2 protein-coding genes are annotated in these 16,393 nt (G+C 37.7%); both read left to right on the top strand.

Going from position 1 to position 16,393, the window contains the following annotated elements; translation table 11 throughout:
* Window positions 1–1,262, top strand: a 1,262-nt coding sequence (locus tag Q0829_RS11545; RefSeq protein WP_298542744.1) for a hypothetical protein, incomplete at its 5' end; no start/stop codon positions are given.
* A gap of 57 nt (window positions 1,263–1,319) precedes the next feature.
* Window positions 1,320–16,367: a T9SS type B sorting domain-containing protein gene (locus Q0829_RS11540; protein ID WP_298542742.1), complete on the top strand. Its 15,048-nt coding sequence runs from the start codon at window positions 1,320–1,322 to the stop codon at window positions 16,365–16,367.
* Window positions 16,368–16,393 lie beyond the last annotated feature (26 nt).

The raw sequence follows: 16,393 nt of genomic DNA, 5'->3' as shown, positions 1-16,393 counted from the left end.
AAGCAGAAGCTGCAAGATTAGCTGAGGAAGAGCGATTACGTCAGGAAGCAGAAGCTGCAAGATTAGCTGAGGAAGAGCGATTACGTCAGGAAGCGGAAGCTGCAAGATTGGCTGAAGAAGAGCGATTACGTCAGGAGGCAGAAGCTGCAAGATTAGCTGAGGAAGAGCGATTGCGTCAGGAGGCAGAAGCTGCAAGATTGGCTGAAGAAGAGAGACAACGTCAGGAGGCAGAAGCTGCAAGATTGGCTGAAGAAGAGAGACAACGTCAAGAAGCAGAAGCTGCAAGATTAGCTGAGGAAGAGCGATTACGTCAGGAAGCAGAAGCTACAAGATTAGCTGAAGAAGAGAGACAACGTCAAGAAGCGGAAGCTGCAAATACAGAAGAAAAAGGTGAAGACTTAGATGCGATACAAAGAGAATTAGATAACAGTAGTAGAATTACTGATAAATTGATTGCATCAAGAGATTCGTTATTAACCTCTACTGTAAACCTTGATAAGAGAGAATTTAATAAGCTTTTAGAGTCTCTGGTAAATATGAATGACGAAGCTGAAGAGGTTAAGAATACCAATGATCCTTCCAGCTCTAAGAGACTTACCTCTAAAAATAGGTTTATCAAGTTTGCGGAGGCAACAAGACCTGAAGCTAAATATGCTACTAAGTTTATTCCTGGCTATCCAGAAGGATATTACTTGATAGGTAATGTGTTTAGAGGAGGAACATATGCGGATAGTTTTACCAATAAATTAAATGATCTTGGCTTTAATGATGCTCAGATAATTCTAAATCCTGAGAATCAATATCAGTACGTATCTATTAAGTATTACGCTGATAAAACTGAAGCTGCTGAAAATTATTTAAATAATATTGGAAATAAATATTTCGGTGATATGTGGATATTACATATTGCTAAGAGTAGGGTAGAATCTCTGAAAAGATTAGTACAAGAAACACGATTGATTAAAGATACCGTGAAGGATGATACCGTATTGACAGAGAGCTTATCATATATAGGAGGTCATAATATCGAGAATGGTTATTACTTGATCACCAATATTTTTAAGAGAGAAAATTATTTTGAAAGAGGAATGGATAGACTTAAATCTCAAGGGCTAGAGCCTAAGTTTTTCAGAAACCCTAAGGATAATTACATATATGTCTATTTAGATAAATTTGATAGCCTAGATCAGGCTAAAGGAAGCTTGTTCTCTAATGTGAATAACACATATGATGGCGATCTTTATATTTTGAAAATAGAATAATAGTGAGTACCCCAAAAAAATATTAGAATGAACAACACAACTCAAATAAAGCAGCTTATGAAAACACTATTACCCAAAAAAGCTGTACTGTTAATGATAATTATTGTTATCAGTGCCATAAGCAATATACGTGCCCAGGAATTAGTTCCTTTTACACCTAGAGAAACCCGTGATAACATTAGAGGTAATATTTTAATGACAGGTAATGATATTGTAGGAGTATTAGAAAGAGAAGATGTAGACTATGATCCGAATGCTCCTTTTGATCTTTTTACTGGTAACAATGGTCCTTATACAACAGCCTTTATTGATGTGGATAATGATCCATCTACCTTTAGCTCTAGTGAAGCTGATTTAAGAATATACAACAACCTACCCAGAGAATCCTGTAGCTCAATCGTATATGCAGGATTATATTGGTCTGCCAATTACTATATGGCAAGAGATAGAAGCGTAAATAATTTTAGTAATGATGAAATATCCTCTGGTAGTAATACGAATGTTGTTTTAATCATTAATAATGGTAGGCTTGCTCAAGAGTATATTGCTAGGTATTCAGAATTCGATAGTGATAATTCTGACATCCAGTTTAGTCCGGTTACATCGTATATGGTAGTAGCTCAGCCTGAAAATGGCTGTGGTATAACTAATGGTGCTCAGCTAACTGGAAATATTGCTGTAATCAGAGATGGAGGTAGTTGTTCTATACGAGAAAAAGTAGTGAATGCACAGAATGCCGGTGCAGTAGGTGTTGTTATCGTTAATGACAATAATGGCTTAATGCCAAGATTGACAGGTGATGGTCCAACTATTAACATCCCATCGGTCTCAATTGGTAATGATGATATCGATAATGCAAATATCAATAACGGAGATTTGATTACAGAATTAAGAGCAGAAACCAATGTAGTTTTAGGTACATTATCTACAGAAGATGATGATCAAGAAACGGGACTGCCTCTTACAGATCCAAGAAAAGACGGACCTGCAGATTTTAGAAATGTAAAATTTAAAGTTCCCGGAGGTTCATATGTTGATATTACTGCAGAAAATGTAGTTTGGGATGGATATAGAAATACACCTACCAATAATAGTGATAGAGCTAATGACGAAGTACAGTATGTTTGTTATTCTGATGTAACTAGCTTAATAGATCAAGACAACCCATTTGGTACATATACTGTAGCCGATATGAACGCTACCAATGGACAGACGGATAGTAGTGATGGTGCTTGTGGAGGATGGATGCTGGTAGTGATTTATGAAGACCCTCTTGAAAGTGCCAAGTATATATCTACTTCTGATGGATACGTACAAATATTTGCCTCAGGAGATCCTGAGGAATATATGTTTTCCGGATTTACCACACTACAAGGTAACCAACCCGTAGATGTAAGGTTTGGTTCAGCTGGATTAGAAGGTGATAGAGGGTTAACAGGAGATGGTTTACAAATAGAAAATACTGCCAATGTATTTACAAGATTAGGTCAAGGAAATAATAATACTGATGATGTTAATCCAACAACTAACTTTTTTGCAAGTACGATTTCCTTTGATCACCAGCATATAACAGATCGTAATCCAGATTCGGAAAATACAATGGGATTTGATGCGGATCTTTTTGATTTAAATAATGATAATAATACATTAATAGGAAACAATCAAAGTGACGCAACCTTCAGGCTATTTACTGATGGTGATAGATATAGTGTTTTTTTCAATGCGTTTTCAGTTACGATAATTGAGCCTGAGTTAAGAATAATAAAAAGAGTTTATGATACTGATGGTACGACAGAGATAACAGGAGCAAGTGTAGAATTAGGAGATCAACTATTTTATGATCTGGAAATTGAAAACATTGGTAATGAAGATTTGGTGGATGGTACAATAATAATTACAGATATTCTGCCGCCTAACACAAACTTAGTTGATGTTCAAACTGCCACCTTACCTCCAGGTGTTACTTTTTCAGAAGTATCTCCTGGAGTGGTTGAATTTTACATTCCCGCTAGTCTTGTAGAAACTCCTAATGATGGAACTCCTGGAGATGTTCCTATATTTATAAGATTTAGAGCTGAATTAGTTAGTACGTGCGAGGATCTCCGAGATGCTTGTTCGGATATTATACAGAATACCGCAACAGCAACATATACAGGCGCAGTATCCGGTACCCCTGGCAGTACCTTAAGTAGTAATGAATTAGGAGTTTGTGGTAATACGGATGGCGAGGCTTCCAATGTATTGGTAAATGTTCCCGCGTGTCAACTAGATGTTACTTTTTGTAATGATGACTTATTGTTGGTAGCTGGTACAGGTTATAATCAATATACATTAACGGGCCCTGGTATAGCAACTCCAATTGTGCAAACAGGTCCAGGAGCTAATGTTTTTGATGTCGCTAATCCCCAAACGGGAACCTACACTATTTTTAAAGAAGATACAGATGGTGTTGAGCCTAGTTGTATGTCACTTACAGAAGAGTTTACAGTAGAAGATTTTAGAGATATTACGAACCCTGTTTTAGATTATGTTAATGGAACAACTGTAGTGACTGAAGATTGTAGTGGAGTTCCTATTCCGCAGATTCTATTATGTGGTGATCAAACCCTATTATTGGAAACTAATTTTGATCCATCTAGTTTAGATGATATCTCATGGCAGCGACTAACACCATCGGGATCTTGTGTTTTAGATCCTAATGACCCTTGTTCTTTATTAGATGGTAATTGTACTGATGCTAATTGGGTAGAAGTTACTGGTGGAGATACATCAGACTATACAGTTTCTGAAGCTGGGGATTATAGAATTCTTGCAGAGTTTGATGGAGGGTGTATTATACCATTTTATTTTAGTGTGTTTAAGAATGATTATCAGCCAGACCTTACCATGAATCCTATAGAATGTGGTAGCGATGGTAGTGTAAGTGTGGTAAATGTGCCAACAAACTTTGCATTTAGTTTAAACCCAGGAGGACCTTATACGAACACCACGGGTATTTTTCCAATTTCGACAGCAGGAGATGTAACGGTTTACGCAATTGATACTACTTTTCCTGGATGCGAATATTCCGAAACAATTAATGTACCTTCTATAGACCCAACATTTAGTGTAACAGGAGTTGATCCAAGTTGTGTGAATGATGATAATGGAACAGGTTTTGGTGAAATTGTAATTGGTGTAACAGGAGGAATTCCTGAGTATCAATATACAATTTCAAGCCCTGTATTAGGAGCAGCAGATCCAATAATTGTACCCAATAGTAGTGCTAACAATGGAAACTATACACAGAATAATTTACCTGCAGGGACATATACGGTAGAGGTAATCTCAAACAGACCTACACCAGAGTGCGTTTTTGATGCTACTGTAACCATCAATCCAGCACCAGCTTTTGATGCTGAGGTAGTATTATTAGCACCGGAAACTTGTGATAGTGGAGCTCTTGTTCAGGTAAATGTGTTAAATGGTTCAGGAAATTATTTGTTTGATAATGGAGATGGAAATTTTGTTCCATGTAATATTTTTGAAATTCCTTCACCAGCTGATCCTTCAATGACATACACGTTTAGAGTTAGTGATCAAAACGTTCCTAGTGGAGAACCATCTTGTGTTATTTCTGCAAGTATTGATAATATTACTCCATATGAGCCTATTGTTATTGATAACGTAACCCTTACTCAACCTCCTTGTCCTGGAGATACAGGACAGATTCAGGTAGATGTTTCACCAACAGTAGCAGGAAGGTTGTATACCTATCAACTTTGGGATTGCGCAATAGATCCAAATTGCGGTAATGCTGACCAAACTACTTGGGACCCTACTGTATGGACATTGGTTAATGAAATTGCCTCTACAGGTAGCCAAACAATAACTTTTACTGGCGTACCAGATGGAAATTCATATGCTGTGACTGTATTGCATGCAAATACAACACCAACCATTAATAACCCAGATTGTACTTTTCCCGTACCAGAGGCTAATATTTGTCCTGTTAGAGAATCCGTTTTCGCAATAACATCTCCTATAGGAATAACTGCAGATGTAACTCTGGATAGACCTTTAAGTTGTATAGTGGGCAGTGAAGATGCTATTATACAGGTAGATAATATTGCAGGTGGTTCAGGAACATATGAGTGGAGTTTAGATAATGTTACTTTTACGAATATAACAACCACTCCGTTTGATATTTTGGTAAGTACAGACGGATCTTATACAATATATATTAGAAATCAAGGCAGCGGAGATTGTGCAGCGCCTTTTACTATAGATGTGCCTGCACTGATACCAATCACTGCGATAACATTTGCTCCGGGCGATGGTGATTGTACTAATCAAAGTTCAGATGTAAGTTTTGAAGCACAACCAGCGCTATCAGCTGCTGATATAGCTGCAGGAGTTGTTTATGAATATGATGTGTCTCCTGATCCGGCAACTGGAACGGGTGCAACAGGCAATACTGGTTTTTTGACAACCAATAGCTATACAATTGCTCAAGGTATTACGTATACCATTACAGCTAGAAGAAGTGACGATCAATGTACATTTAGTGATGATTATAGAGTAGATGTTATTGATCCAATAGATATAACCAATGCAGTAGAAACTACTCCGGTAGTATGTGTTGGAGAAAGTAATGGAGCATTATCTTTTAATGTTATTAATAGTACATCTTTTGACTATGTTGTTAGATTAACATCTAGTGGAGTAGTAGTTGATTCTGGAAATGGTATTACCACTACTCCGGTAAATGTAACAGGATTAGCAGCAGGAAATTATACAATTACGGTTACCGATACCAATCCTGGCGGTTCGGGATCGCCATTAAACTGTTCTGATACAGCTACCGTAGACGTTACAGAACCTGCAACACCACTTACTTTTACAACGGCCCCAACGGAAACTAATTGTGGTGCCAATACAGGAACCATAACAGTTACTGCTAATGGAGGTAGAGGAAACTATCAATATAGACTTGTGAATAGTGGAGGTACTGTAATTGTAGATTACCCTAATACTAGTAATATCTTTACAGGTCTTGCAGCAGACACCTATACTATTTTTGTAAGAGATGGTAATGATCCGGCAACGGCTTGTGAAATTAATAACACGGAAACTATTATAGAATCTGCTTCACCTACTATTACTTTAGCAACCGGTGGAGATCCTTGTTATGATGGAACCAACCAAGCTAGTCAGTGGGTTACGATTGCTCCTGGAATTAATCCTCCATTGGGCCCATTTGAATATATTATTGATAGAGGTTCAGGACCAGAAACACCGGTCGCTGTTGTATTTTTACCGGCACCAAATGATGATACTTTTGAGATTGACAATTTAGCTCCAGGTAGTTATACTGTTTTTGTTAGAAATACTAACACTCAGTGTATTACCAATACAGAAGGTTTTACTATAAATCAAGAATTAACAATTACAGCCAGTCCTGATAAAGACATCGACTGTAATGGTGATGCTATAATTTCATTTGTAGCTGTAGGAGGTAGTGGAACATATACTTATGAAATTTTTAGAGAAGGTACACCTGATGTTTCAATTTTAGCTAATGCTAGCTCTCCTTATTCTAGTAATTTACTTACACCTGGAGATTATTTTGTGCGTGTAGTAGATTCTCAGAATTGTTCAGCTGACTCCAACCCTGTTACAGTTACGGCTTATGAAGCAGTTGTTGCAACTCCAACACCTACAGACCCTTCTTGTAACGGAGAAAATGGATCCATTACTGTTGATGTAACGGCTGGAGAAGGACCATTTACATATGTATTAAATGGAACTACTACTATTGGACCTACAGGAGATACCTCTGTAACTTTTAATAATGTTCCTCCAGGAACTCACAGTGTTGTAATCACAGACGGTTCTGGAGCAACACCACCTTGTGAGACGACATTAAATAATATTATACTTACAAGTCCGGATCCGATTGTAGCAACAATTGATGAAGATTTTAGAGCTTTAAGTTGTGTAGCTCCTTTGGATGCACAGGCTCAGATTACGGCGATAACTGGAGGGTCAGGAAGCTATGAGTATAGTTTAGATGGAACTACTTATACACCTGTAGGTGCAATACCATTTACAATAGACTTTGCTGCTGATGGCTCATATACTCTTTATGTAAGAAATCTTAGTACCGATGATTGCGAGGAAACATTTCCAATTACTATAGATCCATTACTAGAAGTTGAGTCAGTAACTGTTACACCTGGAATAGAAGATTGTACAGCTCAAACAATAGAAGTAACCCTTTCTGCTGCACCATTATTGACGGCACCAGTTGTTTATGATTTTGAAGTATCTCCTAATCCAGCTACAAACGTAGGAGGATCATCTACTGGGTTTAATGCTACAACAAATTATACATTTACAAATGGAATTACGTATCGTGTAACGGCAAGAAGAAGTGATAGTAATTGTACAGAGTTTGTAGACTTTAACCGACCATTGATTGACGAAATAGAAATTACAAGTGCTGCACAATCTCAGCCAGTAACTTGTAATGGAGGTAATGATGGGGCATTGGCATTTAATGTGGACACGACATTATTCCCGAATTTTACTTTTGAAGTAAGAGGACCGTCTCCGGCTACTACATTAGTATTTTCAGGAACTTATCCAGCCGACCCACTTACTGTTACGGGATTATCAGTAGGAACTTATACGATAAATGTAACTGATGCGAATGGAGCTGTTACAACTAATTGCTCTGATACCGCGACAGTGACTATTACAGAGCCAACGGTAATTACATTTACTCCAGAACTGGATCAGACTTGTAATGATAATACTGTTACTGTTTCTAATGAGACAGGCGGTAATGGACCAGTATACACATATACGATTACACATCCAACTAATGGAACTAGTTTAGGACCACAAGCTACTACAATACCATTTACCGGTATTTTGAATGATGCTACGGATCCATATACAATTACTGTTTTTGATACGACAGGTGTGTGTTTTGGAACACAAACACTATTAATTACACAGTTACCTGCAGTGACACTTAGTATAACATCACAAGAATTGTGTTTGGATGATGGTTTGACTTCCGTAGAAATCGAAATTACTTCAGGAAGCCCAGACTACTCTTATGATGTAACGAGAAATGGTACTCAAATAGTTAGTAATACTCCTTTGGGAGCTGGAAATACTACTATAAATGAAACATTTACCCAATCGGGAACTTATATAATAACAGTTACTGATAGCGTAGGTTGTACCGAAACTGAAACTATAATAATAGAACCAGCCGTAGAATTAGTTGTTAATCAGGTAGATATTATTTGTAATGCTGCTGGTGTTTCTCAAGACGCTTCCTTCTCATTCGCTGTAAATGGAGGATATGCGCCATATGATATTGCTGTATCTTTTAATAGTGGAGCGTTTGTAGATCACGTTACTAATGTAATAGCACCTTTCCTGGATTATATTGCTACCTCTGGAGCAGGAACATATGAATTCAGGGTAACGGATGATAGAGGATGTACATTTACAACATCACCTTTTACCGTAACAGATCCGGCACCAATTGCAATTACAGCAGACGATGTTAATGTAGCTTGTTTCGGAGATACAGGTACAGCTATAATTATAGTTACCGGTACAGAAGCCCCTTATGAAATAGATTTCGAAAACACGGGAACTTTTGTTACTATTACAGGAACACAAATAACATTTCCTAATCTAGCGGAAGGTGTATATGATTTTACTGTAAGAAGCGCTAGAGGTTGTTTAGAAACGGATACGGTAGAAATAATAGCACCAGATATTATATCAGGATCAGGTATGGGGAATCCCGTTACTTGTGATGATGGGTCAGGCGGAGGACCATCAGGAAATATTTTAGGTTCTGTTGATCTTACAATCACAGGAGGTACTGGACCTTTTACCTATACACTGGTAGAAGCAAGTAACTTATTTGTAAGACCTTTGGTAGCTGTTCCTGGTGCTACTCCTAGTAACCCAATTATAAACACACCAAGTACTAGTATTACTTTTGGTGATGTTGATTTCGGACAGTATTATGTTTTTGTAGAGGATGCTAACGGTTGTACGGATGCTAGTCCTTTTGGACCATTTAATGTGTTTTCGCAGATAAGTGATTTACAATCAGTTGTTACAGCAACTGCAACCTGTCCAGGCGGTGTTGTTTTTGATGTTCAGGTATTAGGAGGGGCAGGGGTTAATCCACCAGCTGATCCACCACCAGGATTTGAAATTCGTATTGTAGGGGAACCATCTCCAGGTCTCGGGGATTTTGTTCCTTTAAATGACATTCCTTTAGGACCTACAGCTGTTGATGCAAATACACCAATTAGAGATCATCGTTATGGTGGTATGACCGCAGGTGCATTTGATGTTTTAGATTTTAATAGAACTTATATTTTAGAGGTAAGAGACCTTGCAACGGGTTGTATTTATCAAGAATTAGTTGCTCCATTAGCACCTCTTTCATCGCCTATAATTACTCAGAATTCACTTTCTGATGTTTCTTGTAATGTAACTCCAGCAGTAAATGATGGAGAAATTACTTTTACGGTTTCTGGATACGATCCAGGAGTTACATCCATTGAGTGGGAAGTATTCGATCAGATTACTAATGTTAGTTTGGATGTAAGTTTGGCACCAACTGTATACTCAGGTTCGGCACCTGTGGTAAGTCCAGCTCCGCTGCCGGTTACCATATCTAATTTTCCACCTGGTCAATACTATGTTGTTGTTAGAGAAGGTACAGCACCATTTTGCCCTTCTAGATTTGATTTTGTTATTGATATTCCTGACCCATTAATATCTATAGATACAAACCAGACCCCGGCAAATAGTTGTGGGACAAATGCACAGGTAATTATGGATACTAATGGAGGAACGCCTTTTGGAATACCTCCAACCGCAGATGGATATCAATATGCATTGATTGCTGACGATGGTTTTGGAAGTCCTGTTACAACACCAACGGTATTGGCAGATTTTCCTTTAACGAGTAATGTAATTGATCTAGGAAATACAGTACAAACGTTACACATTTTTGTTATAGATGATAATGGATGTACTTTTGGTCCGGTTACTGTAAATACTGTTGTTAATCCATTACCAACTGTAGTGGCTAATTTTATAGATGATTGTGCTTATGATAACAGTAATGTAATTGATGTAGATGGTACCGGCTTAGGAACTAATTTATTATACCAAATAGATGGAGGTACTGCTGTTAATGGAAGTATTGATAACAATAATCATCAGTTTATTGTTTCTACTCCAGGAACATATACCATAACAATTACGGATGATTCAGGTTGTTCAGTTTCTACACCAGTAACAGTGTATGGTGAATTAGTAATTAGTGCAGAATTTACTGTTGCTCCTGATTGTCAAAACCCAACAGGTGAGATAACAACGAGTATAGACTCAGGTGCAGCCATAGGAACATTAACCTATGAATTACAAGATAATACCGGAACACCTATAGGAAATAACACTGGTGATGCAACGGGAGTTTACACAGGTGTTGCTCCTGGTGAATATATTGTAGAAGTTACTGATGATGGTAGAGGAACGGCTCCTTTCTGTAGTTTTACTGCTCCAGTGAGCATAGATGCTCCAGAAATACCAGTATTGGTTGTTCCTGCAGCAAATCTAAGTATTTCTTGTAATGGAGCAGCAGATGCAACTATTGTTGTTGATTTAGGAGCATCTTTCGATCCTGATGCTGTATATACTTATGAAATTACTGCGCCAATTGTTGTAGCGCCACAAGCAAGTCCTATATTCCCTAATTTAGGCCCTGGAACTTATACTGTTGTAGTTACAGCAACTCAGGAAAATGGTCCTGGAGCAACTGATGATGTAGTATGTACAGGCACAGCAGATTATACTGTAGATGACGTTACTATACCAAGTGCTGATGTGAATCAAGTTGCTCAATTTGATTGTGATGCGAATACTAATGCTAGTTTTGAGATTACAAATATAATGGGAGGTAATGGACCTGGTTATACAGCAGAGATAACAAGACCAGATGCCACTGTAATATCGAACGTTCCATTAACGCTTCCTACTACTATAATAGAAGCGCCTATACCTGGAATATATAATGTTCAAATTTTTGATGTTAATAATTGTCCATCGGCAGTAGATAATGTGAATATTGCTGCTTATACGCCAATGTCTAATTTATTGGTTACTCAAACACAAGCTATCAATTGTCAAACACCTCCTCCAGCAGGAGCTGGTGATGAAATCGTTGAGGTTTCTGTGGCTGGTGGTTCTGGAGATTTCTTATTCCAAAGATTAGATAATGCAGTAGATCAAAATGTATTAGACTTTATAGATACTCCTTCGGGAAGTAGTTTAGCACAATTTTTCAACTTACCGGCAATTGGTACATATACTTTCCGTGTAATTGATCAGGGAGATGTTAACGGTCTTGGGTTAAATTGCGATATCATTACAACATACGATGTTCCGGAGTTTGACTTTATGGATGTTAATATTACATCTTCTTCGAACTTAACCTGTTTTGGAAATAATAGCGGTTCTATAGAATTTGAAGTAACAGGATACACAGATTCTTTTGATTATGATGTACGCGATGCTACAACACTAGTTCCAGTTGCTTCTGGTAATGAGTTAGCAGGGTTTACAAATCCAATTGTGGTTAATGGACTACCTGCTGGAACTTTTGAAGTATTTATACAAGAACTAGATTATCCATTCTGTGATGAAGTTTCTGGTCAAGTTACTATTACACAACCAGAAAATTTGGTTTTAACACTAGATGATAATATTAACGCAAATTGTAACGAAAATGGTAGAGTGATCGTATCCGTAACAGGAGGAACACCACCATATACCTTTAATGATGGAGTAAATGCTCCCGTAGTTACAAGTAGCACAACAGTGGAGTTCTCATTACCAGGAGGACCTGCTCCAGGAATTAACTATAATATTACTGTAACCGATACGAATAGCTGTCCTGCGACACCTGTATCAGTTGATGTGATTTTAACAGATCCACCTGTATTAAATTCATTAACAGTGGATGATGTATGTATGCACGATGGTAGTTACGTTATTACTGCTACAGGAACTAGCAATGTTGCTGCACCTCCAGGAACAGGTGCATTACAATTTCAGTTAAATGGAGGAGCAATAGAAGATGCTAATAATGGATTAACATCCACAAACATTACTGTTTCTACTCCAGGTACGTATACAGTAATAGCTTATGATGAAAATGGATGTCCATCAAATACAGAAACGATAACAATTTTACCAGAGTTGATTGCATCTGCAGATTTCACTGTAGATCCAACTTGTAGAGATCTTAATGGAACAATTACAGTTACCATAACAGGTGGTTCAGATTTCGCTACTAATCCTGGTAACTTTACATTTACCTTAAGAGATGAAGGAACAAATGCCATTGTTGCCGGTCCTCAGGTAGGGAATAATATATTTACTTTAATACCAGCAGGTGACTATATTGTAGAAATTAGTGATATTAATATTCCTACAATTACAACACCTTGTTCTATAACAATAGATGTACCAGAACTTTCGGTACCAGTTGATCCAATAGTATCTGCTTCTGCCAATCCGGTTTCATGTATCGGGTCAACGGATGGTACGGTAACGGTAGCTCTTGATCCTGCTACTGATGATGATGGCCCTTATGTATATCAATTGTTTGTAGATACAGGAGGAGGAGTTCCTGGTGCTCAAGTTGGTACTGATCAAACAGACAATCCTGTTTTTACAGGACTTCCAACAGGAAATTATGTTGCTATAGTAACTTCTGATAGGGATTGTTCAGGTCAGGATACCGTTACGGTTCCTAATGCAACACAAGTTACTGCAATCCTTGCTCAAACTAATTATAGCTGTAACCCTGCAGATAATAGTGAGATTTTCCCTACGATAACTCTTACAATTGAAAATGGTATACCTCCATATACAGTAACGTATGTTACTCCTTCGGGGAATACAGTAACAGTTGTTGATGTTGTCGATGCCAATGGAAATCCTGCGGATGGAATACAACTAGAAATTCTAGCGGATGAAGAAGGTGATTATGCATTTACAGTAACTGATTTTAATGGTTGTAATACAAGTCCTGATGTTACTATAATTGAGACGGTAGCACCATTCCCAATTATGACAAATCCTGCTGTAGCTATTGTTACAGATATTACTTGTGCAGTGGATGAAGAAGTTACAGTATCCGTTCAGGGTGGTTCGGGTGATTTCTTATTCGAATTAATTGATAATGCAGGAACAGTGATTAATCCACCAGTTCCGGTGGATACTCCTGCAGGAACTTTTACTGCTAACTTTATATTACCAAGACCTTTAGGTATCTATACATTCAGAATAACAGATCAAATTACGATGTGTACTATTACGGTTACGCACGAAATTGATGAGTTTGATTTTGTTGAATTGATTGCTGCACAAGAAACTCCTGAATCTTGTTTAGGAGATGCAGATGGTACTATAAACATTTCAATTACAGGATATACAGGTCCGTATAACTTTACGATCTTAGATGAAAACGGAAATCCAACAGCGTTCTCTGGAACAGGAGATACAACAACGGATCCTAATCCGTATATATTACCTGTATTATTACCTCAAGGAGTTTATATTGTAGAGATTGTAGAAACGGCTGACCCATTATGTACTGAACGATCTAATGCTGTAGCTGTAATGGGACCAGGTGCTCCAATTGTCACTGCAATATCACCAATAAATACTGTCGAGTCATGTTTACCTGGTGCTGATGGATCGTTCCAGGCATCTGTAACCGGAGCTCAAGGAGCAGTAACATATACATTAACTCCAGGAGCGATTACGAATACTACTGGACTGTTTGAAAACTTAACTGCTGGTTTATATACTGTTACTGCAGAAGATAGCCAGGGATGTACTGACGATGAGCAATTTACAATACAAGCGCCAAATGCTATTATTGTAGATCCAATTGCGGACAGCAGTGTAACTTGTTTTGAAGATACAGATGGCAGTATTACTGTTGTTGCTAGTGGAGGTCAAGGACCTGGAACATATTTGTATACATTAACATTCCCTGATGGTGTAACCACAAGTGGACCTCAGTCTATTGCTGTATTTAATAATTTAGGTGCTGGAACGTATACGATTACGGTTTCTGATAATCTTAATTGTACGGCAACAACAACTGCAGTGATTAATGAGCCAAATGAGGTTACTGTCAATATAGATACTGTAACACAGGTAACCTGCGATATTAATACTATAGATGTTACAATCAGTGGAACTAGTGATGTGGCAATTACCGAATACTATTATATAGACCAAGATGGTAACCAAGTAGCGAATGGTGGATCTGGAGTTTTCACAGGTCTTGGAGCTGGAGAGTATCAATTCTTTGTAGAAGATGTAAACGGATGTAGATCTCAGTTATCATCACCAGTTCCTGTTATACCAATTAATCAGATAGCAATTACTTTAGATCTGAGCGCTGCAAATATTAACTGTTTCAATGAAGAAACGGCAATTATAGATGCTTCGGTAACAGGTGGTATTGGAGACTATATTTTTGAGTTGACAAATAACACAACTGCTCAGACTTGGGGTCCACAGAGCGAAAGTGAATTCACGAATCTACCTCCAGGAAACTACACATATTTAGTAAGAAGTGATAGAAACTGTGTTTCTCAGGTTGATTTTGATATTATAAATCCTGCAGAATTTGAGAATATCCCTCCTGAGATTACGGATGTAGTATGTTTTGGAGAAGATAATGGATCCATTATTGTATTTGCAACTGGAGGTACAGGATTGTACTCATTCGCTATAAGCACTGACCCAGGTCAATTCTTTAATGATGAGTCAGATAATGTACCTAATCAGCATACATTTACGAACCTTGTTCCTGGAGTGTATCAAGTATTTGCACAAGATTCTAATGGTTGTGGGCAAGTATACGATGTAACAATTGGAGAACCAGATCAGTTAATGGCTAATATTGTGGGGTCAGTAACAGCAGAGACGTGTGCTGACGCTAACGATGGAGCAGTTACTATAGATATTACAGGTGGTACACCTCCTTATTTTACAAGTATTACTAATAATCCGGGAGATTTCGTGGAAGGGTTATTAACCTATATGGATCTTCCAGGAGGCATTACTAATATTTTTATTAGAGATTCTAATGATTGTCCAATTACGTTACCTGTTGATATTCCAGAGGGAGCTATTCTTAATGGGATAATGAGTCCTAGAGCAGATTGCCCTGTTTATAATGCCGACGGTACAGTGAGTCAGCCACCAGTATATTACATAGATTTTGTGTTAGGTGATGATTCTGTAGATACGGATATCATTTATAACTTAGTGTCAACTGATGGAGGTATCAGTCCTGGTGATAGTCTATCTCCAACCTTTGTTGTTCAGCCGGGAGAATATCAAGGAACAATGACATATACCCCAACAGGATGTGTGTTTGATGCGGGATTGATTACTATTGAGCCGTATGTTCCTTTACTTCCACCTGTTGCGGTTATGACTAATAATCCTCAGGATCCAAATGAATATGAGATTAGAATAGGAGGAACCGAACCATACAATAATAATTACACCTATTTTGTTGCAATTATTCCAAATGGATCAACACTGAACGACTTGATAGACTCTGATTATAGGGAATTAGACACAAATATTTTCTCGATTGATGAAACTAGTTTTTATGCTCTTAGAGTAGTTGATAATAGTTTTAATGATTGTCCAATAACTGCGTCACAGGAGTTAACATTTATCAATATTGTAATTCCTAATTACTTTACTCCTGATGGAGATGGGACTAATGATACTTGGTATCCACGACAAGATCCTTTCAGAGATCCATTCTTCTTCGGAAACATGGAAGTTAAGGTATTCGACAGATATGGTCGATTATTAGCTGAATTTATGGGAGATCAAGGTACAAATAATGGTTGGGACGGAATTTACCAAGGAAGTGAATTGCCATCTGGAGATTATTGGTTTACAATTATCCTGAATGACATAGATAATAGAGAGTTTACAGGTCACTTTACTTTATATAGATAATAAGTATGAGAACGTACACAAGACAT

Origin of the sequence: uncultured Aquimarina sp., from assembly GCF_947492405.1 — a bacterium.
GTDB lineage: Bacteria > Bacteroidota > Bacteroidia > Flavobacteriales > Flavobacteriaceae > Aquimarina.
The sequence above is the reverse complement of the archived record's forward strand: the minus strand, read 5'-3'. Positions and strand labels throughout refer to the sequence as shown.

Bases quoted from the DNA above. Each gene is read 5' to 3' on its own strand.
- Q0829_RS11540 (WP_298542742.1), top strand. From the start codon at position 1,320: ATGAAAACACTATTACCCAAAAAAGCTGTACTGTTAATGATAATTATT.